The 24,596-nt window shown below is 70.2% G+C and carries 22 protein-coding genes; 14 read left to right on the top strand and 8 right to left on the bottom strand.

What is annotated here, in order from left to right; genetic code table 11:
* The first annotated feature begins 12 nt into the window (after positions 1-12).
* The 11 genes from ACUTAG_RS04855 (at position 13) to ACUTAG_RS04805 (ending at position 12,362) form a co-directional block, all read left to right on the top strand.
* A complete protein-coding gene (locus ACUTAG_RS04855; protein WP_102949860.1) occupies positions 13-1,389 on the top strand; it encodes a type II and III secretion system protein family protein in 1,377 nt (458 codons plus the stop codon).
* On the top strand, positions 1,386-2,726 hold the full coding sequence (locus tag ACUTAG_RS04850; RefSeq protein WP_045953278.1) for a MinD/ParA family protein: 1,341 nt from the start codon (positions 1,386-1,388) through the stop codon (positions 2,724-2,726). Before ACUTAG_RS04855 ends, ACUTAG_RS04850 begins: the two co-directional genes overlap by 4 nt.
* 20 nt (positions 2,727-2,746) lie before the next feature.
* On the top strand, positions 2,747-4,102 hold the full coding sequence (locus ACUTAG_RS04845; RefSeq protein ID WP_006387776.1) for a CpaF family protein: 1,356 nt from the start codon (positions 2,747-2,749) through the stop codon (positions 4,100-4,102).
* Entirely contained in the window at positions 4,102-5,031 is a 930-nt protein-coding gene (locus ACUTAG_RS04840; protein ID WP_020928803.1) for a type II secretion system F family protein, read from the top strand. The genes ACUTAG_RS04845 and ACUTAG_RS04840 overlap by 1 nt, the downstream gene beginning before the upstream one ends.
* A gap of 10 nt (positions 5,032-5,041) precedes the next feature.
* Positions 5,042-6,043, top strand: a complete 1,002-nt coding sequence (locus tag ACUTAG_RS04835; protein WP_024069805.1) for a type II secretion system F family protein — start codon at positions 5,042-5,044, stop codon at positions 6,041-6,043.
* An 11-nt stretch (positions 6,044-6,054) separates the two neighbouring features.
* Positions 6,055-6,933 (top strand): tetratricopeptide repeat protein, encoded by an 879-nt coding sequence (locus ACUTAG_RS04830; protein ID WP_035183272.1) that lies wholly within the window; start codon positions 6,055-6,057, stop codon positions 6,931-6,933.
* A gap of 22 nt (positions 6,934-6,955) precedes the next feature.
* Positions 6,956-7,405 (top strand): DUF3613 domain-containing protein, encoded by a 450-nt coding sequence (locus ACUTAG_RS04825; RefSeq protein WP_020928800.1) that lies wholly within the window; start codon positions 6,956-6,958, stop codon positions 7,403-7,405.
* A gap of 32 nt (positions 7,406-7,437) precedes the next feature.
* Positions 7,438-9,537 carry a pilus assembly protein TadG-related protein gene (locus ACUTAG_RS04820; protein ID WP_035200038.1) on the top strand — a complete coding sequence of 700 codons (2,100 nt, stop codon included), beginning with the start codon at positions 7,438-7,440 and terminating at the stop codon, positions 9,535-9,537.
* Between the two features lie 49 nt (positions 9,538-9,586).
* A complete protein-coding gene (locus ACUTAG_RS04815) occupies positions 9,587-10,993 on the top strand; it encodes a sigma 54-interacting transcriptional regulator (protein ID WP_020928798.1) in 1,407 nt (468 codons plus the stop codon).
* Between the two features lie 115 nt (positions 10,994-11,108).
* The gene (locus tag ACUTAG_RS04810; RefSeq protein ID WP_006387783.1) at positions 11,109-11,816 is read left to right on the top strand and encodes a DUF2968 domain-containing protein; all 708 of its coding nucleotides are present in this window, start codon (positions 11,109-11,111) and stop codon (positions 11,814-11,816) included.
* A gap of 87 nt (positions 11,817-11,903) precedes the next feature.
* The gene (locus ACUTAG_RS04805; protein ID WP_054439986.1) at positions 11,904-12,362 is read left to right on the top strand and encodes a DUF1178 family protein; all 459 of its coding nucleotides are present in this window, start codon (positions 11,904-11,906) and stop codon (positions 12,360-12,362) included.
* A gap of 88 nt (positions 12,363-12,450) precedes the next feature.
* Here ACUTAG_RS04805 and efp read toward each other — a convergent pair whose 3' ends face one another.
* The 3 genes from efp to ACUTAG_RS04790 form a co-directional block, all read right to left on the bottom strand.
* Positions 12,451-13,011 (bottom strand): elongation factor P, encoded by a 561-nt coding sequence (gene efp / locus ACUTAG_RS04800; RefSeq protein ID WP_006220534.1) that lies wholly within the window; start codon positions 13,009-13,011, stop codon positions 12,451-12,453.
* Positions 13,012-13,218: 207 nt separating this feature from the next.
* Positions 13,219-14,334 (bottom strand): elongation factor P maturation arginine rhamnosyltransferase EarP, encoded by a 1,116-nt coding sequence (earP, locus tag ACUTAG_RS04795; RefSeq protein WP_148318486.1) that lies wholly within the window; start codon positions 14,332-14,334, stop codon positions 13,219-13,221.
* A 9-nt stretch (positions 14,335-14,343) separates the two neighbouring features.
* Positions 14,344-15,546: a DUF2863 family protein gene (locus ACUTAG_RS04790; protein WP_026383342.1), complete on the bottom strand. Its 1,203-nt coding sequence runs from the start codon at positions 15,544-15,546 to the stop codon at positions 14,344-14,346.
* Between the two features lie 244 nt (positions 15,547-15,790).
* Here ACUTAG_RS04790 and ACUTAG_RS04785 point away from each other — a divergent pair, with 244 nt between their 5' ends.
* A complete protein-coding gene (locus ACUTAG_RS04785; RefSeq protein WP_148318488.1) occupies positions 15,791-16,564 on the top strand; it encodes a DODA-type extradiol aromatic ring-opening family dioxygenase in 774 nt (257 codons plus the stop codon).
* Between the two features lie 40 nt (positions 16,565-16,604).
* Here the strand turns inward: ACUTAG_RS04785 and ACUTAG_RS04780 are convergent, their stop codons facing one another.
* The 5 genes from ACUTAG_RS04780 to ACUTAG_RS04760 are packed head-to-tail and all read right to left on the bottom strand — an operon-like array spanning position 16,605 to position 22,432.
* Positions 16,605-17,495: a LysR family transcriptional regulator gene (locus tag ACUTAG_RS04780; RefSeq protein ID WP_006384576.1), complete on the bottom strand. Its 891-nt coding sequence runs from the start codon at positions 17,493-17,495 to the stop codon at positions 16,605-16,607.
* 35 nt (positions 17,496-17,530) lie between these two features.
* Positions 17,531-18,235 (bottom strand): siderophore-interacting protein, encoded by a 705-nt coding sequence (locus ACUTAG_RS04775; RefSeq protein ID WP_024069797.1) that lies wholly within the window; start codon positions 18,233-18,235, stop codon positions 17,531-17,533.
* 35 nt (positions 18,236-18,270) lie between these two features.
* The gene (locus ACUTAG_RS04770) at positions 18,271-19,800 is read right to left on the bottom strand and encodes a DHA2 family efflux MFS transporter permease subunit (RefSeq protein ID WP_020928792.1); all 1,530 of its coding nucleotides are present in this window, start codon (positions 19,798-19,800) and stop codon (positions 18,271-18,273) included.
* Positions 19,800-20,936: an efflux RND transporter periplasmic adaptor subunit gene (locus ACUTAG_RS04765; RefSeq protein ID WP_262352263.1), complete on the bottom strand. Its 1,137-nt coding sequence runs from the start codon at positions 20,934-20,936 to the stop codon at positions 19,800-19,802. Before ACUTAG_RS04765 ends, ACUTAG_RS04770 begins: the two co-directional genes overlap by 1 nt.
* Entirely contained in the window at positions 20,933-22,432 is a 1,500-nt protein-coding gene (locus tag ACUTAG_RS04760) for an efflux transporter outer membrane subunit (protein ID WP_187378309.1), read from the bottom strand. The genes ACUTAG_RS04765 and ACUTAG_RS04760 overlap by 4 nt, the downstream gene beginning before the upstream one ends.
* A 97-nt stretch (positions 22,433-22,529) precedes the next feature.
* On the opposite strand from ACUTAG_RS04760, the gene ACUTAG_RS04755 reads away from it, so the two are divergent.
* Together ACUTAG_RS04755 and ACUTAG_RS04750 are read left to right on the top strand one after the other, a co-directional pair.
* Positions 22,530-23,423, top strand: a complete 894-nt coding sequence (locus tag ACUTAG_RS04755; protein WP_035182867.1) for a LysR family transcriptional regulator — start codon at positions 22,530-22,532, stop codon at positions 23,421-23,423.
* Between the two features lie 167 nt (positions 23,424-23,590).
* Entirely contained in the window at positions 23,591-24,538 is a 948-nt protein-coding gene (locus tag ACUTAG_RS04750; RefSeq protein ID WP_392388255.1) for an OmpA family protein, read from the top strand.
* Positions 24,539-24,596 lie beyond the last annotated feature (58 nt).

Here is a 24,596-nt window from a genome sequence, read left to right as displayed (position 1 = left end):
AGATCCAGCACAATGATGAGATTTCAGCGCACCACCCTGATCTGCGTCCTGTCGGCCGCAGCGGCAATGACCTGCGGCGCGGCCAGCCTGGCGCAGACCTCCCCGGCGGCGGGCGCCAGCGCGCCGGCCCGCGACATCGCGGTTGCCGTCAAGGGCCAACAGGCGCTCATGCTGGACGGCGCGCCGGTCCGCATCGCCATCGGCGATCCGGATGTCGCCGACGTCAAGGTGCTGGCGGCCTCGGGCAAGCGGCAGGCGTCGGTGCTGCTGTATGGCAAGAAGGCCGGCACCACCCAATTGCAGATCTGGACCGGCGCCAACGCCGCGCCGCAGGTCTGGACCGTGCGGGTGGCGGGCAACGTGCAGCAGGTCATGGCCGGACGGGGTGTGGCCGGCGGCGCCAACGTCGACGTGGCGGGCGAGCGCGCGGTGGTGTCGGGCCAGGCCGAATCGCCGTTGACGCACCAGGCCTCGGTGGCGGCGGCCGGCGCGGCGGTGGGCGACAAGAACGTGGTCGACGTATCGACCGCCGGCACCGGCGGCGTGGTGCAGGTGGAAGTCAAGGTGGTCGAGGTGTCGCGTTCGGTGATGAAGCAGGCCGGCATCAGTTTCGCCGGCCGCAGCGGCCCGTGGGGCAGTACCAATTCGATCACCCCGGACGGCTTCCCGGCGCCGCTCGGATTCAACAAGGGAGCGGCCCTGGCCTCGGGCTTTTCGCTGTTCTACGACTCCAATGACTTCAGCGCCCGCCTGCGCCTGCTGCAGAACAATGGCATGGCGCGCGTGCTGGCCGAGCCGACGCTGGTCGCCTTGACAGGCCAGAGCGCCAGCTTCCTGGCGGGCGGCGAACTGCCGATTCCCGAGGCCGGCGGCCTGGGCACCACCACGGTGACGTTCAAGCCGTTCGGCATCGGCCTGACGGTGACGCCCACGGTGCTGTCGCGCGAGCGGATTGCGTTGAAGGTGGCGCCGGAAGCCAGCGAGCTGGACTACAGCAACGCCATCGCGGTGTCCAACGGCACCAATTCGACCACGCTGATCCCGGCCCTGCGCACGCGTCGCGCCGACACCACGGTCGAGTTGGGCGATGGCGAAAGCTTCGTGGTCAGCGGCCTGGTGTCGCGCCAGACCAGGGCGCTGGTCAACAAAGTGCCGATGCTGGGCGACCTGCCCATCATCGGCTCGTTTTTCCGCAGTGTCGACTACACCCAGGAGGATACCGAGCTGGTCATCGTGGTGACGCCGCGCCTGGTGCGGCCCATTGCGCGCGGCGTGACGTTGCCGTTGCCGGGGGCCAAACAGGAAGCGGCCGATACCGCGTTCAACGCTTGGGGCTATTACCTGATGGGCCCTGTCGGCGGGCAGCAAATGCCGGGTTTCTCACGGTGAGCGATATGAAGACACATGCCAGGGAGTGGGTTGGCTTGCAGAACGGCAACCGGTTTCTATTTTGTTCCAAGGGCGACGGCGTCGCCGCGCAGCTCGGGCAGGCGCTGGGCGACATGGGCCTGCTGACCCAGGAAGTGCCCGGCGTCGAAGAACTGGGCAGGCGCCTGGCCGAGATCGAACCGCAGGTGGTGTTCCTGGATTTCACCTTGAGCGAGGACGAGCCGGGCAAGCTGTTCAAGTCGGCCGAACTGGCGCGCCTGCTGGCCCGCATCGCGCCGGCGATTCCGCGGGTCGCGGTCGGCCTGCTGAGCCAGCCGGAAGGCGCCATCGCGGCCCTGCGTGCCGGCGTCAGCGATTTCGTCGACCCGACCGTGGCGCCGCAGGAGGTCAAGGACGTGGTGCAGCGGCTGCTGGACGTGCCGGTCAGCGGCGGCCGCATGGATGGCTCGCGCCGCAGCGTGCTGCTGCTGGGCGCGCGTCCGGGCGTGGGCACCAGTACCCTGGCGGTGCACCTGGCCGGCATGGTGCAGGACCGGCTCAAGCAGCAGCACCTGTCGCGCGCAGCGGCGGCGGGCGCCAAGGCCGCCAAGCCCGCGGCCGACGCCGGCAGCCATCTGCCGCTGAGCAGCCGGGTGGCCCTGATGGACCTGGGCTGGCCGGTGGGCGACTGCCAGCTGTACCTGAACATCGGCGGCGACTTCGACTTCGCCGAGGCCGCGCGCAACCTGCGGCGGCTCGACTCGACCTTGCTGGGTTCGGCCATGTCGCATACCCCCAACGGCCTGAGCGTGCTGGCGCTGCCGCGCGACCTGGGCCAGATGCGCGACGTGTCGCAATCGGATTCGCTGCTGGTGTTCGAGCGCATGCGCCAGCATTTCGGCGTGGTGGTGGCCGATTCGGGCGGCTTCACCAATCCCGAATTCGTGGCCGGGCTGGCGCGCGCCTCGCAGCAGAACTGGATCGTCACCGACCAGAGCGTGGGCGCGCTGGTGTCGCTGGCCGGACTGTTGCAGGAGCTGGAGCAACTGCACGTGGAGCGGCGCAGCCTGGGCCTGATCGTCAACCGCTACGACGAGCGCTACGGCATGACGGCGCAGCAGATCGCCGAGCGCTTCCAGCTGGAGCTGGTCGGCACGCTGCCGGATCGCACGCTGGCGCTGATGGTGTGTACCAACCAGGGGCACTTGCTGCACGAGGAGGCCGAGCGCGACATCTACGTGCGTGCGGTGCAGGCGCTGGCCGAGAAGCTGAGCGCGGAAGAAAACACCCCCGGCGGCCGCGCGAGCTGGCTGGCCACCTGGCTGCCCGGCGTGCATCGCCGCATGGTGGTCGAGTAACGGACGGCGGCGGAACCGACATGATCATGACAGCGACCATAGAATTCGGCGGCGATGGCGACAAGGGCTTCACGTCGTCCAACCGCTTCCAGGAAGTGAAGACGGCGGCCTACGAGCACCTGCTCTCGCGCATCGAGGAGCTGGGCGCGGAGTTCGGCCGCTGGGCGCGTTCGGCGATCCAGGAATTCGTCGACATCGAGGTGGCCAGCTTCGTGCGCCTGCGCCGCGTGCCGATCAACGAAGGCGAGATGCGGCAGATCGCCGAGGCCCTGACCAAGGAATTGGCCGGCCTGGGGCCGCTGGAGGACCTGCTGGCCGACCCCGCGGTCGAGGACATCCTGATCAACGGCTACGACAACGTGTTCGTGTCGCGCCGCGGCGTGCTGGCGCGCGAGACGCTGCGCTTCACCGACAACCAGCACGTGCTGCGCATCGTGCGCCGCATCCTGGCGCCGATCGGCCGCCGGCTGGACGAGTCCAGTCCCATGGTGGACGCGCGCCTGCCCGACGGCGGCCGCCTGAACGTGGTGATCGAACCGCTGGCCGTGGACGGCCCGATGGTGTCGATCCGGAAATTCCGCCAGGACCCGCTCAAGCCGGCCGACCTGCTGACGCTGGGCACCTTCGACGAGGAAATCTACCGCCTGCTGAACGAAGCGGTGAAGAACCGCTGCAACATCCTGGTGTCCGGCGGCACCAGCTCGGGCAAGACTTCGCTCTTGAACGCGCTGGCCTTCTTCATCCCCGAGACCGAGCGCGTGGTGACGGTGGAGGACACCGCCGAACTGTCGCTGAACCACCCGCATGTGGTGCGGCTGGAATCGCGCCAGGGCGGCTTCGACGGCAGCGGCGCGGTCAGCATCCGCGAGCTGATCCGCAACAGCCTGCGGATGCGTCCCGACCGCGTGGTGGTGGGCGAGGTGCGCGGCGCCGAGGTCATGGACATGCTGCAGGCCATGAACACCGGCCACGAAGGCTCCATGGCCACGATCCACGCCAACTCGCCGCGCGAATGCCTGTACCGGATCGAGATGCTGGCGGGCTTCGCCGGCTTCCAGGGCAGCGAGGACAGCCTGCGGCGCCAGATCGCCAGCGCGCTCGACTTCATCGTGCAGATCGGCCGCCTGTCCAACGGCAAGCGCCGGGTGCTGTCGGTGACCGAGGTCACCGGCATGGGCGACAACGTGATCTCGACCCAGGAACTGTACCGCCACGAAGCCTTCGCCACGCCCGAGGGAGAGGAGAAGGACCGCTGGAACTGGCTCGGCATCCATCCGCACACCCCCAAGCTGGCCAGGCTGCGCAATGAACAGCGGCCTGTCGACAACGCGCCGCCCGAACCCGACGGCGGCGGCTTCTGGAGCAGGAGACGCTGATGCTGCAAGCCGGGGTGGTCGCGGGTCTGGCGCTGGTGCTGGCCTTGGCGGCGGTGCTGCTGTGGCGCCACGCCAACAGCGGCCAGCGGCGGGCCGCCAGTTCCGCGTTCCTGGAAGACCAGTTGCGGCGCAGCCGCGGCGCGCCGGTGAGCGACAAGATGCCTTTCGCGCAGGGTTCGCGCGCCCTGCGCAGCGGCTTTTCGCGCTGGGACATGCTGCTGCTGCAGGGCGGCGTGCGCCAGAGCCCGGCCTTCTACGCCAGGCTGGCGCTGCCGATCCTGGCCGGCGCGCTGCTGGCCTGGACGTTGCTGGGCTGGCTGTCCGGGCTGGTGACGCTGGTGCTGTTGGCGGTGTTCGCCTATTTCCTGCTATGGCTGCGCGCCGACCGGCGCCAACGCCGGCGGGTGTCGCAACTGCCGGCTTTCCTGGACAACATCGTGCGCCTGGTCACCATCGGCAACAGCATGGCGGCGGCCTTCCAGACCGCGGCGGCCAGCACCGACGAGCCGCTGCGCGAAGTGGTCGAGACCGCGGCCGCGCTGAGCCGCTCGGCCAAGGAACTGGACGCCGCGCTGGTGCAGGTTTCGCGCCAGTACGACATGAAGGAGCTCTACATGGTGGCGGCGGTGGTCTCGGTGGCGCTGCGCTTTGGCGGCCGCAGCGACCAGGTGCTCGAACGCATGGCGGCGTTCATGCGCGATATCGGCCAGGCGCGCGCCGAACTGTCGGCCAGCTCGGCCGAGATCCGGCTGTCGGCCTGGATCCTGGCGCTGCTGCCGCTGGGCATCGCCGGCTTCATCATGGTGGCCAACAATGACCTCTTCATGGGCCTGTGGGTCGACCCGCTGGGCTTCAAGATGCTGCTGACGGCGGTCTGCCTGCAGGTGGCCGGCTCGTACATCCTGTATCGCATGGCCAAGGCCATCTGAGGGCGCTCCCATGCAAGCGATCCAATCCTGGAATGTCTCGACCGTGCTGGCGGTGGCGCTGATGCTGGTCGCCGCCGCCATGCTGATCCTGGGCCTGAGCCTGGCGCGGCGCCTGCGCGGGCAGGACCGCAGCCGCCAGGTGGTGGACCAGGCCCTGGCCACGCGCGAGGGCCGCGTCCCGGCCTTGGCCGCCGCGCCGGCCGACGGCGCGCAGGGCGGGCGCCTGGCGGCGGCCACGCGCGCCGCCGACTCGTTCGGCAAGCGCCTGAGCGAAGGCCGTTTCGCCGAGGCCCTGCTGGCTGGCGAGGACCGCAAGCTGGTGGACCTGGCGGGCTACGAGAACCCGGGCACGGCGCGGCTGCGCTTCATCGTGGCGCGCTTCACGCTGGCGCTGCTGCTGCCGGCGGCGGCGGTGGCGCTGGACCTGGGGCGCGGCATCGGCGGCTCGTCGCTGGGCCTGTTCGTGGCGGCGTTCTTCGGTTTCGCCATCGGCTACATGCTGCCCAAGTGGTTCGTGCGCAGGCGCGTGTCGCGGCGCCGGCGGCAGGCGGCCAACGAACTGCCGCTGCTGATCGACCTGCTGCGGCTGCTGCAGGGGGTGGGCCTGTCGATCGACCAGAGCCTGCAGGTGTTGATCAAGGAATTCGCCCAGGTGCTGCCGGTGCTGGCCTACGAGCTGCGGCTGGCGTCCGAACTGTATGTGCGCGGCCGCACCCGCGAGCAGTCGCTGGCGCGGCTGGCGGCGGGGTTCGACAACGACGACCTGTCGGCCATCTGCCGCCTGATCGCCCAGGTCGACCAGCACGGCGGCGCGGTGCAGGAACCGTTGAACCGTTTCGGCGAACGGCTGCGCGAGAAGCGCCGCCTCGAATTGAAGGAAAAGGTGGGCAAGACCACCGTCAAGATGACGGCGGTGATGATCGTGACCCTGCTGCCGGCATTGTTGATCGTGACCGGCGGCGCGGGCTTCGTGGCGGTGTTGCGCGGCTTGTCGCGCATGGGGGGCATGTGATGGCGGGCGGCATGGGAAGGGCGCGTGGCAGCGCGCGGCGCGCGGGGCGTTGGATGCTGGTGGCGGCGCTGGCCGCGGGAACGGGGACGTTGGCGGGTTGCCAGACCAACAACGCCGAGACCGCCTGGCAGCTGATCCAGCAACAGCAGCAGGAGCAGGCGCTGATGCGCCAGCGCGAGGACGAGGCGGAGAACCGGCGCAAGCCGGCCGAGCCGGAAATGATGCTGTCCATGATCGCCGAATCGCAGCGCCAGGAGCGTTATTTCGCTTCGCTGGCATACATCGACGCGTTCCAGCAGAAGTTCGGCAACGATCCGCGCATCGCGGTGCTGCGCGCCGAAGCGCTGCGCCAGACCGGGCAGACCGCGTCGAGCGAACAGGCGTACCGCGCCTTGATCGGCACCGCGCAGGCGGCCGAGGGCTGGCACGGGCTCGGGCTGATCGCCGGTTCGCGCGGCCAGTTCGACCAGGCGGCCGATTATTTCGCGCGCGCCGCCAAGCTGTCGCCGATGGACCCGCGCATCCTGGGCGACCTGGGCTATGCGCGCCTGCGGGCCGGCGATCCGGCCGGCGCCCGCGTGCCGCTCGGCCAGGCCGCCGAACTGGCGCCGGACAGCGGCAAGGTGCTGGCCAACCTGGCCTTGCTGTTGCTGGTGGAAGGCGAACCGGCGCGGGCGCAGCAAGTCATGGACCGGGCCAAGCTCGGCGACGAGGCGCGCAGCCAGGTGCTGCGCCTGGCATCCGAGATCCGCAGCCAGGCGGCGGCGCCGGTGGCGGCCGCGCCGGCGGCCGATGCCGCGTCCACCCGCGTATCGCGCGGCGACAGTTTCGTGATGCCCGTCATGAGCCCCTTGATGGACAGGCTGGGCAACGGCCCGATCATGCGCTAGCGCGCTCTCAGGAACCACAACCATGTCCCGAACCCTTTTCCTCGCTCCGTTCTCCCTCGCGCTGGCCCTGGCGGCGGCCATGCCCGCGACCGGCCGCGCGCAATCGAACGCTCCCCTGACCGGCGCCATGAGCGGCGGCGGCGTGGCCCAGGCCACCCCGGTGCCCGCCACGGCGCCCACGGCCGCGCCGGCCGCGGCCGCGCAGATGCCGGCGCGGCCGGTGGTGCAGCAGGTGCAGACGCCGATGCCGCAGGCGGCTCCCCAGGCTGCCCCCGCCGAACCGGCGCCCGAGGCCTTTGGCGACATCACGCGCGGCCTGCTGGCCGCCCAGGCCGATGGCCGCCGCGCGGGCGCGGCGCTGCCGGTGCTGGGCGCGGTCTCCACCGCCGCCTGGAACCGCTACGTGAACAGCTTCACCCGGCCGATTCCCGAGTGGTTCACCAAGCGGGTGGAAACGGAAAACACCAACTGAGGCCGGTCCCACCGAATCCCGGAGCCGCGATCATGCCAGCCCATTCACGTCCTGCGTTTCCCGTGCGACAGCGTGGCAGCATGACCGTGGCCATCGTTTTCGCCGTCATCGTCGGCCTGGTGCTGCTGGGCGTGGCCCAGCTGGGCTATGCCTATTACATGAAGCGCGAGATACAAAAGGCCTCGGACCTGGCCGCGCTGTCGGCGGTGCAGGTGCTGGGCCTGGGCGCGCCGGCCGATTGCGCGCGGGCCCAGCAGGCCGGCAGGACGGCGGTGCTGGCCAACGTGCCCGCAATCCTCGACACGTTTTCCGCGGACGACGTCACCGTCGAATGCAAGGTGTGGGACAGCACGCGCGCCGACGCCAGCGGCATGTACGTGTTCGACCCGGCCGCCGGGCAGACGCCGAACGCGCTGCGCATCACGGTCAACAAGACTCTGAGCAGCCTGCTGCCGGACATCGTCGTCGACGGCGCGCCGGTCCGGGTGGTCTCGGTGGCGGTCAGCACGCGGCCGGTGGCCGTGTTCACGGTCGGCTCGCGCCTGGTGCGCCTGCAGAAGGGCGGCCTGCTGTCGCAGCTGCTGGCCACCGTCGGCGCCACGCCGGCGCAGCTGGACATTCTTGACGCCGCCGGCCTGGCGAGCGTCAACATCACGCCGTCCGGCCTGCTGGAAGCGCTGGGCCTGCCGGTGTCGGTGGCCACCGGCGTCGGCACGCCGGCGCAACTGGCCGCGCTCAACAACCTGACGCTGGGCCAGCTGCTGCGGGCCACGGTGACGGTGATGAACAAGGCCGGCGACACCGCCAACGTCGGCATCGGCCTGCTGGGCAGCGCCATCGACGAGGTGCTGAAGGTGATGCCGGTCAACATTCCGGTGAAACTGTTCGGCGATGGCGGCGTGCTCGATCTGAACCTCGCGAGCGGCGACATCAATTCCGCCCTTCAGGCCAACGTCAATGCGCTCAACGTGCTGGAGACGGCGCTGGTGATCGCCAATGGGCAGAACCTGGTGAACCTGGGCCTGAACGTGCCGTTGCTGGGAGTGCAGGCGCAAGCGCGCATCGTCGAGCCGCCTTCCATCGGCGTGGGCGGCGTCGGCGCGCAGGCCACCAGCGCCGGCATCCGGGTCTATCTGCGCGCCAACACCAGCAACATTCCGCTGGTCGGACCCTTGCTGGCCAACACGCTCGGCACCAGGATCGACCTGCCCATCATCATCGACGTGGCGCAGTCCACCGGCACCGTCTCCAAGCTGTGCCAGGCGCCGCTGACCGAGTCGCAGGCCACCATCGACGTAACGTCCTCGGTGGCCAATATCTGCCTGGGGCGCTTCCCGGGCATGGCCTCGGACACCGACGACCTGAAAAACAATTTCCTGTCTCTCACCAACAGTTGCCAGCCTAGCTCGTTCGCGGCGATCCAGCCCTACCGGGTGCTGAACGTGCTGAATCTGCTGCCGCTCACGAGCAAGGTCACGCTGCCGATCTTCAATTCGACCGCGCCGGTCTCGGTCACGCTGACGGAGCCTCCGTCGCCCAATTCCACGGCCACGGTCACGGCCACTTCAGTCAACCTGGGGGCGCTGGCCTCGAACCTGGCCGACGCCGTGGTCGGCGGCATCCTGGGCGACCTGATCGGTACTGGCACGCCGCTCACGCCGGCGCAGCGTACGGGGCTGGCCACCACTCTGGTGGGCGGCGGTGGCAACAATGCCGGCAAATCCATCTCGCAGGTGGTCAACGATATGCAGTGGTCCTCGACCGCGCTCAACCAGCTGGGCCAGCGCATGTCCACCGGCGGCCTGACCGGCTTGCTGGGCGGGACGTTGCAGGTGGTCGGCAACCTGCTCAATTCCTTGCTGTTTGCACCGCTGGGCGACCTGAGCTGCGCGCTGACCTTCACGCCGGACGCCCTGCGCCAATGCCGCATCAACGGCGTCTCCACGCTGGCGCTGAGCGGCAGCAACCAGGTGGGCGGCGTGCTGTCGATCGTGGTGACGTTGCTGCAGCCGCTGCTGGGCATGCTGTCGAGCCTGTTGCAGCAGCTGTTGGACCTGCTTGGCCTGAGCGTCGGCCAAACCGATGTATCGCTGCTGTCGGTGGACTGCGGCAAGCCCCGTCTGGTGTACTGATGATGAAGCCCATGATTTCCGCCCAACCCCGGCCGGCGCGAGGGTCGCCATGACCCAGAAATTCGCGCGCGAAGAGTTCGACGTCTACGTCTGGGAAGGCACCTCCGACATCGCCAGCCGCGCTGAACGTTGCCTGGCCGGCATGGATGTCTCGCTGGTGCGGGCCGACGCCGGCACCGCCTTCCCGCCGCCGCGCGATCCGTCGCGGCCTGCGGTGGCGCTGGTATCGGTCTCGGTCATGGGCGACAACCGCTTCAGCGGCTACGACTGGCTGTCGGGCCAGGCGATGCCGGTGATCTGGGTGGCGGCCGAGGCCCGCGGCCGCGATCCGCGTTATTACCCGCCCGAATACTCCTACACGCTGCCGCTGGCCTTCACCACCTCGGACCTGCGCAAGCTGCTGTTCGAGCTGCTCGGCACGCTGGACCAGTTCAGCCGCAGCGCGCCGCGCCGCGAGCAGCCGCTGATCGCGGTGTCCGAACCGATGCGGGCGCTGCTGGCCGAGGCCGACATGTTCGCCGACTGCCGCAGCAACGTGCTGATCCACGGCGAGACCGGCGTGGGCAAGGAACGCGTCGCGCGCCTGCTGCACGATCGCGCCGCCTGGTCGGACGGGCCGTTCGTGGCGGTCAATTGCGGCGCCATCCCCGAAGGCCTGTTCGAGGCGCATTTCTTCGGCCATGCCAAGGGCGCATTCACCGGCGCGGTGGGCGCGCACAAGGGCTACTTCGAGCAGGCCAACGGCGGCACCCTGTTCCTGGACGAAATCGGCGACCTGCCGCTGTACCAGCAGGTCAAGCTGCTGCGCGTGCTGGAGCAGAGCGCGGTGACGCGGCTGGGCTCGACGGTGGAAGTGCCCGTCGATTTCCGCCTGGTGGCGGCCACCAACAAGGACCTGCGCGTCCTGGTGGGACAGGATGAGTTCCGCGCCGACCTCTATTACCGGCTGGCGGTGATCGAGCTGCGCATTCCCAACCTGGAGCAGCGCGGCCCCGATGAGAAGGCGGCGATCTTCCGCGCCTTGCTCGAACGGCTGGGCGCCGAGGGCGAACCGCCGGACTGGCTGATCGAGCGCGTGGCGCGCACTCGCTACGCCGGCAACGTGCGCGAGCTGTCCAACGTGGCCGAGCGCGTGGCCATCGTGCGGCGCCAGTTCCAGGCCTGGGACCGGCCGCGCATCGAACGCATCTTCGATCAGCTCGCCGAGCCGCTGCGCGGGCCGGGCGCGCTGGCCGCCGCCAGCGCCAGCACGCAGTGCGAACCGCCCGTCTTCACCGATGCCGAACGCGCCGAACGGGCCCGCATCCTGGCGGCGCTGGACGTCAACGGCTGGCGCCGCCAGGACACCGCCAATACCCTGGGCATCAGCCGCAAGGTGCTGTGGGAAAAGATGCGCAAACTGCATCTGGGCGGCGGCCAGGGCGAAACCGCGGACGGCATCGTGGAGGCCTCATGAGGCGCAATAGGGAATGGCCCTTAGGGCGCGACAGCGGGGGCGTGGCACATGTAAGCGCGTCAGCCGCGAACGAAATAAATTGCTATAGTTCCGCAACGATTTTTTTGGGGAAGGCATGAACGTCCACTTTATCCGTGCCGCTGCGCGCATGGCGCTGTTGGGTACGGCCCTGTCCGGCCTGGCGGCCTGCGCCAGCGCGCAATCCGAGCCCCCGCGTCCCACGGTGCAGCAGGTCGAGGACAAGCAGGCCGCGTCCACGCCGGTGACCCCGCCCGCGCCGGCGCCCGCCGCGCGCCCGGCCTCCACCGTGTCCGAGCTGCAGGGGCTGATCCAGAACCGCCAGGTCTCCGAGCTGCGCACCAGCTACAACGGCACGTACGGCGCCAGCCTGCTGTTCAAGCCGGACGACCTGACCTATTACGTGGCCCTGTTCCAGCAGAAGGATTTCTGGCGGGTGCTCAAGACCAAGTCGGACAAGCAGGCCGAAGCCACCTACCGCGCTTTCGCCGCCCAGTCGGCCGACCTGGCCGAGGTGGACATCAAGCGCATCAAGCTGCAGGCCGAGTACACCCATGCCGAGAAGCTGCTGGCCGCCCGCAGCGCCGAACTGAGCACGCTGCAGGCCGACCGCAGCCTGCGCATGCAGCAGGAAGAACAGGTCGCCGCGCGCCAGGAGCAGTCGCGCCAGGAAGCCACCGCGCTGGCCGACCAGCAGAAGGACGTGCGCCAGCAACTGCGCGACCTGCAACGCCAGATCGACGCCTTGCAGGCGCAACAGGCGCAGATCGGCCAGGCGCCGGCCACGCCCAAGCGCGGCAAGTAAGCGCCTCGCGCGCCAGGAAGCGGGCCCCAGGGCCCGCTTTTTCTTTGGCTTTCTTGTATTCTGGTCGCTAGCCCCCATATTTCCATCATGGCTCTCAAAGTTTTCGACCTCCAGTGCGACCACGGCCACATCTTCGAGGGCTGGTTCGGTTCGCACGAAGACTATGACGCGCAGCAGGCGCGTGGCCTGGTGTCGTGCCCGGTCTGCGGCTCGGCCAGCATCACCAAGCGCCTGTCCGCCCCGCGCCTGAACGTGGCGCACCTGCATGCGCCGGCCACGCAGCCGGCGCCGGCGGCCGGCGCCTCCGAGGCCGAGAAGATGGCCGCGCTGCAGGCGGTGGTCATGCGCCAGGTGCGGGCGCTGTTGCGCAATACCGAAAACGTCGGCGCGCGTTTCGCCGAGGAAGCGCGCCGTATCCATGACGGCGATGCCGACGACCGCCCCATCCGCGGCACCGCCACGCGCGAAGAGCGCGAGGCCCTGGCCGAGGACGGCATCGACGTGATGGCCGTGCCCGACTTCCTGGACGACGAGCGCCTGCAGTAAGCCAGCCGCCCCGGGCGCTCGCGCGCGACGGCCAAAAAAAAAGCGCCAGACCCCGAAGGGCTGGCGCTTTTTCGTACCTGCTGCCGGATCAGTTGTTGACGCGGCTGCGGTATTCGTTGGTGCGCGTGTCGATTTCGATCTTGTCGCCGATGGCGCAGAACAGCGGCACGTTCAGTTCGTAGCCGGTGTTGATCTTGGCGGGCTTGGTCACCTTGCCCGACGTGTCGCCGCGCACGGCCGGTTCGGTGTAGGTGATTTCGCGCACGATGGTCGTGGGCAGTTCCACCGAGATGGCGCGGCCGTCGTAGAAGACCACTTCCACGGGCATCGCTTCTTCCAGGTAGTTCAGCGCGTCGCCCATGCTTTCGGCTTCGATTTCGTACTGGTTGTACTCTTCGTCCATGAAGACGTACATCGGGTCGCCGAAGTAGGAGTACGTGCACTCCTTGCGATCCAGCTGGACGACTTCGAACTTTTCGTCGGCCTTGTAGACCGATTCGCTGGCCGAGGCGGTCAAGAGGTTCTTGAACTTCAGCTTGACGACGGCGGCGTTACGGCCGGACTTGTTGTATTCGGCCTTCTGGACCACGAGGGGATCCTTGCCGACCATGACCACGTTGCCGACTCGCAATTCCTGAGCGGTTTTCATCGATAAAACTCCGGGGGGAAAGGGTGCACTCGCCGTGCTTGCAGGAAGCCGCCGCAAATGAAGGCGCCAGGCGCCGGTGCCGCAAGGCCCGTCCGTCCTGAGCCCGAAGGCCCGCAAAGGGGCCCGCACACTCGGCTTCATGCACACCCCGGGAGGCGTCATAGTTGAGGCGCCGAAAATTCCAGGCGTCTCAGAAAACTCTCTATTCTAGCGTTTCTTGGCCAACTCTGCGCAAAAGCCGGCCAGATTTTCCGCCAGGTCGGGACGGGCGGCCTGCGCCGCGTCCCAGTCGCGCGCGGCGCGGGCCCAGGCCTGCCAGGCCGGCGGCGCCAGCGCGGCGGCCAGCGCCGCGGCGGTTGCCGCGCCCGCGCCGGGCTGGTTCCAGGCGCGCATGAGCGCGGTGGCGGTTTCAGGGGCCGGATAGCGAGCCAGCCAGGCGTCCAGCTTTTCCAGATGGATGTTCTCGTCCTGGGGGTAGATCTGCCAGACCAGCGGCCTGGCGGCCCAGGCGGCGCGCACGAAGGAATCCTCGCCGCGCACGAAGTTCAGGTCGGCGCACCACAGCACGCGGTCGAAATCCGGCTGGGCCACGAACGGCAGGCGCGCCACGGCCGGGCCGCCGGGCATGGCGCAGGCCGTTTCCAGGCCCGGGGCGACCCCTTCCGGCGCCAGCAGCAATGCCGGCCGAGGGTCCGCAGCCAGGGCTCGCGCCAGGCCGTCGACGGGGGCATCCGGATAACAAAACAGGGACATGGTACGGGCGCCGTTGTGCCGCAGCGACAGATGCGCCTCGGCCACGCCCAGGCCGCGCAGGAACGTGTCCTGGGCCGCCGTGTCGGCCTGGAACGCGTCGCGTTCGGCCGACAGGCCCGGCTCGCGCAGCAGGCCGCCGGTGGCCGGCGTGAAGCCCGGGAAGTAGAAGTGCTTGACCAGCCCGTCGGGCCGCTGGGACGGCAGGCCGTGGCAGCTTTCCACCCAGGCTTCGGCGCTCAGGTATTCCAGGTTGATCCAGGCCGGATGGCGCTGGCGCATGCTATCCAGGAAGGGTTCGGGCGGGTCGCAGGCGAAGGCTTCGATCACCACGTCGCGCGCGCCCAGCGCCGGGTCGGGCGCGTCCGACCAGCGCACGATATCCACGCCATTGAAGGCCTGGCGCGCCAGGCCGGCGTCGATGCCGGGCTGGATGCGCGCGAAGCTGGCCAGGTCGTCGACCCACAGGCGCACCTCCCAGCCATGGCCGTGCGCCAGCCGCCGCGCCAGGCGCCAGCAGACGCCGATGTCGCCGTAGTTGTCGACCACGCGGCAGAAGATGTCCGCTTGCATCGGCGCGGCTCAGTGGAACTTGGCGGGCGCGGCCTCGGCGTCCTCGGGCAGCTCGGCGTGCACCAGTTCGCCCAGCGGATTGGGGAAGTAGGGCGCGCCGCAATCCTCGCAGTATTCGGGCGGCAGCACGCCGGGAATGCGGCGCACGTCGCTCACGCCGTATTCCTTGAGCAGCGCGGCGATTTCATCGACCACGTCGGGCTGGCCCTCGTCGGCCGGCAGGTCTTCCTCGCGGCCGTACAACGGCCAGACGCAGCCGTAATAGACGTCGTTGCTGTTGCGCGCGGTGAAGCTGACGCGGTATTCGTCGACGCGGCTTTCGCCACAGCCGGCGATCACGGCGCGCAGCTGCGAGGCATCGAGGCTGACCGCGCCTTCGAGCCAGCTGATGGCGGCGCGCAGCGACAGCGGCCGCACGCGGCGGTCGGCCTCGCGGTTGCTGACGTAGTAGGCGTCCGGCAGCAGGGCCTCGAAACCGCAGCCCGGCAGCAGGCCGGCCAGCGTCGGCTGGGCCTGCGCGGCCCATTGCGCCAGGCAGGCGTCGCGGCTGGCGTCGGCCTCGCCGATCTGTTCCTGCCAGCGGAACACGGGCGCGAACTCGGGCACCGCCACGGCCGCCACGATGTAGCGCGTGTCGGCCAGCATGTTGGCGGTTTCGACTTCGGTGTTCAGCGCCGGCTTGGTGGTCTCGGCGCCCAGCGCCTGCGAGCCCAGCCGTTGCAGCCATTGCCAGGTTTCGGAGAACGTGCGCGGCATCTGGTCGACGCTGACCAGGTGCGGCATCAGCGCGCTGCGCGCCTGGCTCGACAGCACATGGCCATGCAGCTGCGCCAGCAGCGCCTGCTGGGCGCCGGCCGGGACCGGGCCGGTGGGGATGGCGTAGCGCGTCCAGGCGACGACGGGCGCGACGATCAGCAGGATGTCGTAGCGCACGCCGTTCTTGTCGATCTTCATCGACTCGGACAGCGTCTCGGCCTGCTCGATCAGGACTTCATAGGCGCCCACGTCGCCCTGGGCCAGGTGGTCCAGCGCGGCTTCCAGCGGGGCATCCTGGCCTGCCTTGAGCAGCTTCGGAATCGCTTCGCCAAGCTGATTCTCCCAGTACACGTCTTCGACGCGGCTGCCCGAGCGGTTCAGCGATTGGGCAAGCGTGATGAGGCGGGTGGCGTCGCGGGTCAAGCGGGGAGCGGATTGGCTGCGGGATCGGGCCATAACTTCGGAGGACGTCCAGTAAGTGTGCAACGACGTAGTTTAACGCCCGTCACGCTTGCGGTCGCCGTCGCCTGCCGGCGTGCGCGGGTCCGGCCGCTGGCGCGGTCTGTCACCATCGGGCCGCTGTTGCGCGGCGTGCCTGCATTGGTGCTTATCTGGCAACAGACCATCCCTTTTGAAAGGGTTTATTGCCGATTGGAATCGCCCGACAATCAAGGCATCGATATTTCCTGGAGGCGCCGCCATGCGCTGGCCCACGCTTTTCGTTTCCCACGGTTCTCCCATGCTGGCCGTCGAGCCCGGCGCGACGGGCCCGGCGCTGGCCGCCTGGAGTCGCTCCCTGGGCCGCAAGCCCGGCGCGATTCTGGTGGTGTCGCCGCACTGGATGGGCCACGGCCTGGCCCTGTCCACCCGAGACCGGCAGGTGGCCTGGCACGACTTCGGCGGCTTTCCGCCCGAGCTCTACACGCTGCAATACGCCGCGCCCGGCTCGCCCGAGCTCGCGGCCCGCACGCAGGCCCTGCTGGCCGAGGCCGGCATCGCCGCCGACCGCGATCCGCGCCGGCCGCTGGACCATGGCGCCTGGGTGCCGCTGCGCTACCTGTATCCCGAAGTCGACGTGCCGGTGGTGCAACTGTCGCTGGACATGGGCCGCGACGCCGCCGGCCAGTTGGAACTGGGCCGCGCCCTGGCGCCGCTGCGCGACGAGGACGTGCTGATCATCGGCTCGGGGTCGCTGACGCACAACCTGCGCGACGTGCGCATGCCGCAGGATGCGCCGCCCGCGCCGTACGTGCCGGCCTTCCAGGCGTGGTATGCCGATCGCCTTGCGGCCCACGACGTGCTGGCGCTGCTCGACTGGCAGGCGCGGGCGCCGGGCGCGGCGCAGGCCCATCCGCACGACGACCACCTGATGCCGCTCTACGTGGCGCTGGGGGCCGGCGGAGCGCGGGCCACGCGGCTCACGGACGAGATTTCGTATGGCACATTGGCCATGGACGCCTACGCCTTCGACTGAGCGGCTCTTCCCGGCCGCTGCGCACCATCCCGACGCCGGCCTACGTCACCACCCGGGCCACGAGCAGGTCGATGAAGCCGCGGACCCGCGCCGGCAGCGCCCGCGATGCCGTCAGCGCCAGGATGGGCCGCGGCGGCAGTGTCCAGCCGGGCAGCACCGGCGCCAGGGCGCCCTCGCGCACCAGCGCGTCGGCGCGTCCCCGCGTCAGCGGCCCGATACCCAGGCCGTCGCGCAGCAGGTTTTCCACCGCCAGCTGATTGTTCAGCACCAGCAGCGGCGCCAGCGCCACTTGCGCGCTGGCGTTGCCGTCGGTCAACGCCAGGCCCGATTCGGAGTCGGGCATGACGACACAACGGTGCCGCGCCAGCTCCGCCGGATGCGCCGGCACACCGTAGGCGCGCAGATAGGCGGGCGCGGCATACAGCTGATACTCCGCCATGCCGATGCGCCGCCGCACCATGCGGCTGGCCTGCGGCGGTTCGGTGGTAGCGATGCAGATGTCATAAGGCTCGGTGGCCAGGTCCGGCAGCTGCGCGGAGCAATGCAGCTCGAAGCGCACGCCGGGATGGCTGGCGCAGTAGTCGGCCAGCGCGGCTTCCGGAAAATAGGCGTTGAAGTCGACCGGCGCGCAGACGCGCAGGTGGCCGGTGGGGCGGCCCATTTCTTCTTCGAGTTCGCCGCTGATGGCGCGGGCGCGGTCGACGACGTCGGTGATGCGTTCCAGATAGCGCTGGCCGATGTCGGTGAGCGCCAGGCGGCGGGTGCTGCGATGGAGCAGCTTGACGCCGATCTGGCTTTCGAATTCGGAGATCCGGCGCGACAGCGTCGAGGCCGGCACGCCGGTGCTTTCGGCGGCGCGCGTGAGCGAGCCCAGGGCCGCCACCTGGACGAACAACGCCATGTCCCGCATGCGATCCAGTTCCTTCTTCATGGTCGTTCCTCCTGTTCACAGGCCCAGGCCGGCGCCTATTCCTTGTAGTCCTGCTCGCCCGCCTTCCAGTATCCCTTGGCCGAGAGCCGCGCCGGGTCGAAACGCAGGCGCTGCAGCCAGTGCGCGCGCCAGGCCTTGACCCAGGCGGCCTGGCCGGCCAGCCAGACCTGGCCGGGCCCGTCGGGGGCGGGGGCGGAAGGTTCATCGCCGCCGGGCGGCAGGCTGCGCGCCGCCCATTGCGGCGCGCGCGCGCTGGCGATGGCGGGCCAGTCGTCGTCGCCGGCCGGGTGGCGCACGCCCAGGACCTGGATGCCGCCGGGCAGCGATTCGATGATGCGCGAGGCCGCCGGCCACGCCGAGGCGTCGGCGCCGAGCCAGACCCAGCGCGTGTCCGCCAGCAGCGAGAAGCCGCCGTCGCGCGGCCCGGCGATCGAGACGGCATCGCCGGGACGGGCGCGGCGCGCCCATTCGGAGACGGTGCCGGGGGCGTCGCCGTGGACCACGAAGTCGATCTCGACGCTGGACGCCTCGAAGTCGATGCCGCGCAGGGTATAGGCCCGGCCCGGCACGCCGGGCGGGAACACCTTGACCCAGGCGCCGGGCTGGTCGACGCCCGGGCGCGCCAGCCAGGCGCTCAGTTCGGGGCCGCCCAGCGTCAGCCGGCGCATGTCGCGCGCCACATCGCGCGCCCGCAGCACGATGCAGGGCACGTCACGGCGCGGCAGGGAAAAGGGTTGCATGTCGGATCTCCTTGGGGCGGTAAGCGCGGCGGCCGTCAGGCCTTGGCGGCGCGGGGGTGGCGGGCCAGCCAGACGAGCGCGATGGACAGCGCGAACGCGAGGCTCGACCACAGGAAGAAGTCGTTCAGCGCCAGCATGTCGGCCTGGGTCTTCAGGCCGTTCCAGATCACGCCCCACGACTGCGGCTCGTCCAGGCCCGCGCCCGCCAGCGCGTTCAGGGTGTCCTGCACGGCGGGCCGGGCGGGCGTGGCGCTGTCGACCAGCACGTTCTGGTAGTAGCGCGAGCGCTCGTCCCAGTACGTCGACGCGAGCGAGGCGACCAGGCTGCCGGCCATCATGCGGATGGCGGTCTGCAGCCCGGACGCAGCGGCGATGCGCTCGGGCGGCAGGCCGGCCAGCGACAAGGACACCAGCGGCGTCAGGAACAGGCCGATGCCGATGCCCTGCAGCAGGCAGGCCAGCGAGATCAGGCCGACGCCGACGTCCGTGGTCATCGACGCGCGCCACCAGGCCACCAGCGACCACGCCACGAAGGCCAGGCTGGCGAACACGCGGGCGTCGCCGCGCTGCACCCAGCGGCCCAGCAGCGGCGCCAGCAGGATGCCGAACACGCCCATCGGCGCCGTGGCCAGGCCGGCCCACGTGGCCGTGTAGCGCATGTCGGTCTGCAGCCACAGCGGGATCAGCACCAGCGCCGCGAAGTACAGGCCGAAGCCCACCGCCACGGCCAGCGTGCCCATGGCGAAGTTGCGGTGGCGGAACAGGCTCAGGTCGACGATCGGATGCGCTTCGCCCAGTTCCCAGATGACCAGGAACACGAAGCCCAGCGCCGACAGCAGCGCGGTGGTGACGATGAACGGCGAGGCGAACCAGTCCAGCGTGCGGCCGCGGTCCAGCGTCAATTGCAGGCAGCCGATGGCAACGGCCAGCAGGATCAGGCCGCGCAGGTCCACCGGCAGGCGGGTGCTGGGCGTGTCGCGGCCGCGGAACATGGTGGCGGTCACGGCGACCACGGCGATGCCGACGGGCGCGTTGACCAGGAAGATCCAGGGCCAGCTGAAATCGTCGGTCAGCCAGCCGCCCAGCACCGGCCCGGCCACGGGGCCGGCCATGTTGGTCATGGCCCACATCGACAGCGCCAGCGTGCGCTTGTCGGGCGGGAAGATGGCGACCAGCAGCGCCTGGCTGAGCGGCACGATGGGGCCGGACACCATGCCTTGCAGCACGCGGAAGGCCAGCAGCGATTCGAAGTTCTGCGCCACGCCGCACAGCACCGAGGCCAGCGTGAAGGCCGCCACCGACAGCACGAACAGGCGCACCTGCCCGAGCCGGCGCGACAGCCAGCCGGTCAGGGGAATGCAGATGGAGTTGGCGATGGCGAAAAAGGTGATGGCCCATTCGCCGATTTCCGGGCTGACGCCCAGGTTGCCGGAGATGGTGGGCACCGAGACGTTGGCGATGGTGATGTCCACCACCGCCATGAAGGACGCCAGGCTGATGGCCACCGCCGCGACCACGCGCGGCAGCCCGGTCATCGGCTCGATGGGACGGGGCGCGGCGGACATCACTGCAATCCCTGGCCGGCCTGCGCCAGCGTGTCGGCGGCCTGGCGCTGCTGCCGGTAGATGTCGGTGGTCTCGCCCCGGGCCGCGCCGGCCTGCGCCGGATCGCAGCGCGCCGTGTCCACCGTCACCTCGGCCGACAGGCCGATGCGCAGCGGGTGGTCCGCCAGTTCCTTGGGATCGAGGTTGATGCGCACCGGCACCCGCTGCACCACCTTGATCCAGTTGCCGGTCGCGTTCTGCGACGGCAGCAGCGCGAAGGCCGAGCCGCTGCCCGCCATCACGTCGCCGACGCGGCCGCGATAGCGCACCTTGGCGCCGTGGGCATCGACAGTGACGACGGCCGGCTGGCCGGGGCAGATGCCGGCCAGCTGGATTTCCTTGAAGTTGGCGTCGATCCACATCTGGTCCAGCGGTACCACGGCCATCAGCTTGTCGCCGATCGCCACGTGCTTGCCCAGCTGCACGCTGCGCTGGGCAACCATGCCGCCGACCGGCGCGCGGATGGTGGTGCGCTGCACGTCCAGCGCGGCGGCGCGCAGGCGCGCCTGGGCCAGCGTCACGTCGGGATGGGTGTCCGGGGTCACGCCGTCCACCTGGGCCTGGGCGGCGCGCTCGGCGGCTTGCGCCACCGCCAGCGCGGCGCGGGCGGCGTTCAGCGCGTCGGCCGCATGGCGGGCTTCTTCGGACGTGATGGCGCCTTGCGCGGCGATGCCGCGCCGGGCCGAGACGTCGGCCTGGGCGCGGTCCAGTTCGGCCTGGCGGCGCGCGACTTCGGCGCCGGCCTGGTCGCGGCTGGCGAACAACGCCTGCACGCGGCGGCGGGCGCGGGCCAGGTCGGCGCGGGCGCCGGCCAGGGCGATCTGGGTGTCGGCGGGATCCACCTCCACCAGCGTCTGGCCGGCGCGGATGCGGTCGGCATTGTCGGCCCAGATGGCCGAGACGGCGCCGCCGACCTGCGGCGTGATGGCCACGACGTGGCCATTCACGTAGGCGTTGTCGGTGGTCTGGGTCGCGGCGCCCGCCAGGAAGGTCCAGGCGGCCCAGCCGGCGCCGGCCAGCAGGGTGGCGCCGCCGGCGAGCATCAGGCGGGATTTGCGGGTCGAGGTCCGCGAGTCGGGAGTTTGCGTGGCAGTCATTTCAGGGCTTCGTTGTCAGAGGATTGGGAGGGCGACCAGCGGCCGCCGAGCGCGCCGGCCAGCGCCGTCCGGGCCAGGCCCAGGTCCAGGTCGGCCGCGGCCAGCTCGCTGTCGGCGCGCAGGCGTTCCAGGTCGGTGTCGATTTCGTCCTGCCGGGCCGACAGGCCGCGGCTGGCGCGCACCGCTTGCAGCCTGGCCAGCGTGCCGGCCTCGCGCAGCGAGACGCGGGCGGCGTCGCGCCGGGCGCGCGCCTGGGCCATGCCGGCCAGGCCGTCGGCGACTTCCTGCAGGGCGCGCACGACGGTGGCGTCGTAGTCGGCCACGGCCAGGTCGTAGCCGGCGATGCGGTCACGCAGTCCGGCGCGCAGGCGGCCGCCGTCGAAGATGGGCAGGGTCAGGGCGGGGCCGATGCCGGCTGCCAGGCTGTTGCCTTGCAGCAGGTGCGACAGCCCCAGGCTTTGCAGGCCGGCAAAGGCCTTCAGGTCGATATCCGGATAGAACTCGGCCTTGGCGGCCTTGATGCGCCGGTCGGCCGCGTCGAGGCGCTTGCGTTGCGCCAGCACGTCGGGCCGCAGGCCCAGCAGGCGGGCGGGCAGGGCCGCGGGCAGGGCGGGGTCGGCGCGCAGCGCCAGCCGGGGGCGGCGCAGCGCATCGCCGTAGCCGGGGGCCTGGCCCGCCAGCGCGGCCAGCGCATGGCGCTGGCGCGCAATCTCGCGGTCCAGCCGTTCGACCTCGGCGTCCATCCGGGCCAGGCGGCCGCGGGCGTCGGCGACGGGGGCGTCGCTGCCCAGGCCGGCCTGGCGGCGCGTCTGGTGCAATTCCAGCGCTTGCCGCTGCCGCTCGCGCTGTTGCCGCGCCAGCTCGTGCAGCCGGAAGGCGGCGTCCAGGCGCAGGTAGGCGGCGGCGATGCCTTGTTGCAAGGCCAGTTGCGCATCCGCATGGGCCAGCGCCGCGCCTTCGGCATCGAGCCGCGCGGCATCGGCCAGCGCGCGCCATTTGCCCCAGATGTCCAGGCGCAGGCGCAGCGAAGCCAGCAGCGAGCCGCTGCCGCCGGTGTTGTCGGCGTAGGGGGCGCCGTAGGTGTAATGGCCGGGGTAGCGGTCGGCGGTGATGGTGGCGCTGCCGTCCAGTGTCGGCTGGCGCTTCGCGTCGACGCTGCCGAAGACGGCTTCGGCCTGGCCCAGGCGGGCCTGGGCGGCCCGCACGCCCGGCGCCTGCCGCAGCGCATCCGCCATCAGGCGGTCGAGTTGATCGTCGCCCCACGCGCGCCACCAGGGCGCGGCGTCGTCGGCCGTGTCGCGGACGGCGGCGGCGATATCCTGGCCGGCATCCAGCGCGGCCAGGTCCAGGGGCTTGCCGGCGGGGCGCAGGCCGTCGTGGCTTGCGCATCCCGCGACGGCGACAAGCGCCGCCAGCGCGGCGGCGAGCGGGGCATGCCGCAAACGCATGCGGCGCGCGGGCCGGGCGTCGGGGCGATACCGTGTTGAGTGAATCATGGCGTGCTTCCGTGTTGAACTGGCCGCCATGGTGCCGCTGCGCTACAGTTGCGTATATGGACAAGCTGATAACTAATACTTGCGTTTGGTGCAACTGATGGATCTGAACCTGTTGGTCGCGCTCGATGCGCTGCTGGCCGAGGGCAGCGTCACCGGCGCCGCCGAACGCCTGCAATTGAGCGTGCCCGCCATGAGCCGCACGCTGGAGCGCATCCGCCGCATGATGGGCGACCCGCTGTTCGTGCGGGCCGGGCGCGGCCTGGTGCCGACGCCGCGCGCCGAAGCCCTGCGCGAACCGGTGCGCGCCCTGGTGGCGCAGGCCCGGGAACTGTTGGCGCAGGATGCCGCCTTCGATCTCAAGACCCTGCGGCGCGTGTTCACCATCCGCGCCGACGACGGCGCCGTCAGCACGCTCGGGCCGGCCTTGCTCGACACGCTGGCCAAAGAGGCGCCGCGGGTCACGGTGCGCTTCATCTCGCAGGGCAAGCAGGACGTGCTGTCGCTGCGCGAAGGCGCCATCGACCTGGACATCGGCGTGATCGAGGACATGGGGCCCGAGATCGTGCGGCAACGCCTGTTTCCCGATCGTTTCGTGGCAGTGTTCCGGCCGGCCAATCCCCTGGCGCGGCATCGCAAGCTCACCCCCGAACGCTTTGCCAGGGCGCGCCACGCCACGGTCTCGCGCCGCGGCGTGCTGAGCGGTCCGGTGGACATCGAACTGGGCAAGGTCGGCCTGGCGCGCCATATCAGCGCCGTCACGCATTCCTTTGCCGAGGCGCTGGCGATCACCCGCAAATCCGATCTGGTCGCCACCGTGCCGGACCTGCTCACGCTGCACCTGCGCGACGATCTGCAGATGCGCGCCTTGCCCTTCGACACCCCCGCCGTGACCATCTCGCAGGCCTGGCATCCGCGCTTCAACGAAGACCCGGCCCATCGCGCCATCCGGCAGATGGTGCACCGGATCAGCCTGGCGATCAGCGGCCGGTGACGCTGTCGGCGTTGGTCACCGCGACCAACGTTTGGTTACCCGATGCGGTTCCAAACGGTGGACCGTCTATGCATAATGGCTGCCGCCCGCATCGCGGGCGTTTCCTTGTTCTGGACGCATGCCGGCGCCTGCCGGCCGGGAGTGTAGAGATCGTGAAAGCGCATATCGTGAAAGTCGCGAGTCTGGCCATCGTCGCCGCCACGCTGACGGCATCGCCGGCCTGGGCCGAGGACGTCGAGGGCTCGCGCGACCATCCCGCCCTGACCCGCTTCGAGGGCGCCGAGATCCGCGCCTACGAACACAAGGACTACGACGAAGCCTTGATGCCCGACCGGCCCGTCGCGCGGGAATCCGAGGCCAAGGGCCTGACGCTGGAAGGCAAGCTGACGCGCATCGCCTATCGCATCGACGGCAAGAAGTCGGCGCTGGAGGTCTACCGCAACTACCAGGGCGCGCTGCAGGCCGGCGGCTTCAAGACCGTGTTCGAATGCAAGGGCGACGAGCAGTGCGGCGGCGACTTCCAGTCGTTCGTCCTGAACAGCGGCAAGGTCAGCCAGCCCGGCCAGGGCGACGCCGCGTTCGGCGGCAAGTACTACGTCGTGCTGGCAAAGAAAGAGGCGCCCACTGGCGACATCTACGTGTTCCTGGACGTGATGGAAGACAGCTCCAACAACATCACGCCGGTGTTCCAGCAGGTGATCGAGACCAAGCCCATGCAGACCGGCCAGGTCAAGGTGCTGGACATGGCCGCCATGCAGAAATCGCTGGCCGAATCGGGCCGAGTCGCGGTCTACGGCGTGTACTTCGATACCGACAAGGCCGAGGTCAAGCCCGAATCCAAGGCGGCGCTGGACGAGATGGGCAAGCTGCTCAACGCCAACCCCAAGCTGAAGGTCTACGTGGTCGGCCACACCGACAACCAGGGCACGCTGGCCGGCAACCTGGAGCTGTCGCAAAAGCGCGCCGACGCCGTGGTCAAGGCGCTGGAAGCGGGCTACAAGATCCCGGCCGCGCGCCTGTCGGCACGGGGCGTGGCGTCGCTGGCGCCGGTGGCCGCCAATGACGCCGAGGCGGGCCGCGCCAAGAACCGGCGGGTCGAACTGGTCGCGCAATGATGCGGCATGCCTGGCGCATGCCGCGCCAGGCGATGAAAGAATGCCCCCACGCCGCGCC

Source organism: Achromobacter sp. CSND-B12, assembly GCF_052906545.1.
The sequence above is the reverse complement of the archived record's forward strand: the minus strand, read 5'-3'. Positions and strand labels throughout refer to the sequence as shown.

Excerpts from the sequence above, each read along its gene's own strand:
- ACUTAG_RS04790 (WP_026383342.1), bottom strand. The coding sequence starts at position 15,546 with ATGGCCCGATCCCGCAGCCAATCCGCTCCCCGCTTGACCCGCGACGCC.
- ACUTAG_RS04755 (WP_035182867.1), top strand. The coding sequence starts at position 22,530 with ATGGATCTGAACCTGTTGGTCGCGCTCGATGCGCTGCTGGCCGAGGGC.
- ACUTAG_RS04765 (WP_262352263.1), bottom strand. The coding sequence starts at position 20,936 with ATGACTGCCACGCAAACTCCCGACTCGCGGACCTCGACCCGCAAATCC.
- ACUTAG_RS04760 (WP_187378309.1), bottom strand. The coding sequence starts at position 22,432 with ATGATTCACTCAACACGGTATCGCCCCGACGCCCGGCCCGCGCGCCGC.
- ACUTAG_RS04785 (WP_148318488.1), top strand. The coding sequence starts at position 15,791 with ATGCGCTGGCCCACGCTTTTCGTTTCCCACGGTTCTCCCATGCTGGCC.
- ACUTAG_RS04855 (WP_102949860.1), top strand. The coding sequence starts at position 13 with ATGATGAGATTTCAGCGCACCACCCTGATCTGCGTCCTGTCGGCCGCA.
- ACUTAG_RS04840 (WP_020928803.1), top strand. The coding sequence starts at position 4,102 with ATGCTGCAAGCCGGGGTGGTCGCGGGTCTGGCGCTGGTGCTGGCCTTG.
- efp (WP_006220534.1), bottom strand. The coding sequence starts at position 13,011 with ATGAAAACCGCTCAGGAATTGCGAGTCGGCAACGTGGTCATGGTCGGC.
- ACUTAG_RS04810 (WP_006387783.1), top strand. The coding sequence starts at position 11,109 with ATGAACGTCCACTTTATCCGTGCCGCTGCGCGCATGGCGCTGTTGGGT.
- ACUTAG_RS04830 (WP_035183272.1), top strand. The coding sequence starts at position 6,055 with ATGGGAAGGGCGCGTGGCAGCGCGCGGCGCGCGGGGCGTTGGATGCTG.
- ACUTAG_RS04825 (WP_020928800.1), top strand. The coding sequence starts at position 6,956 with ATGTCCCGAACCCTTTTCCTCGCTCCGTTCTCCCTCGCGCTGGCCCTG.
- earP (WP_148318486.1), bottom strand. The coding sequence starts at position 14,334 with ATGCAAGCGGACATCTTCTGCCGCGTGGTCGACAACTACGGCGACATC.
- ACUTAG_RS04815 (WP_020928798.1), top strand. The coding sequence starts at position 9,587 with ATGACCCAGAAATTCGCGCGCGAAGAGTTCGACGTCTACGTCTGGGAA.
- ACUTAG_RS04770 (WP_020928792.1), bottom strand. The coding sequence starts at position 19,800 with ATGTCCGCCGCGCCCCGTCCCATCGAGCCGATGACCGGGCTGCCGCGC.
- ACUTAG_RS04820 (WP_035200038.1), top strand. The coding sequence starts at position 7,438 with ATGCCAGCCCATTCACGTCCTGCGTTTCCCGTGCGACAGCGTGGCAGC.
- ACUTAG_RS04845 (WP_006387776.1), top strand. The coding sequence starts at position 2,747 with ATGATCATGACAGCGACCATAGAATTCGGCGGCGATGGCGACAAGGGC.
- ACUTAG_RS04775 (WP_024069797.1), bottom strand. The coding sequence starts at position 18,235 with ATGCAACCCTTTTCCCTGCCGCGCCGTGACGTGCCCTGCATCGTGCTG.
- ACUTAG_RS04835 (WP_024069805.1), top strand. The coding sequence starts at position 5,042 with ATGCAAGCGATCCAATCCTGGAATGTCTCGACCGTGCTGGCGGTGGCG.
- ACUTAG_RS04780 (WP_006384576.1), bottom strand. The coding sequence starts at position 17,495 with ATGAAGAAGGAACTGGATCGCATGCGGGACATGGCGTTGTTCGTCCAG.
- ACUTAG_RS04805 (WP_054439986.1), top strand. The coding sequence starts at position 11,904 with ATGGCTCTCAAAGTTTTCGACCTCCAGTGCGACCACGGCCACATCTTC.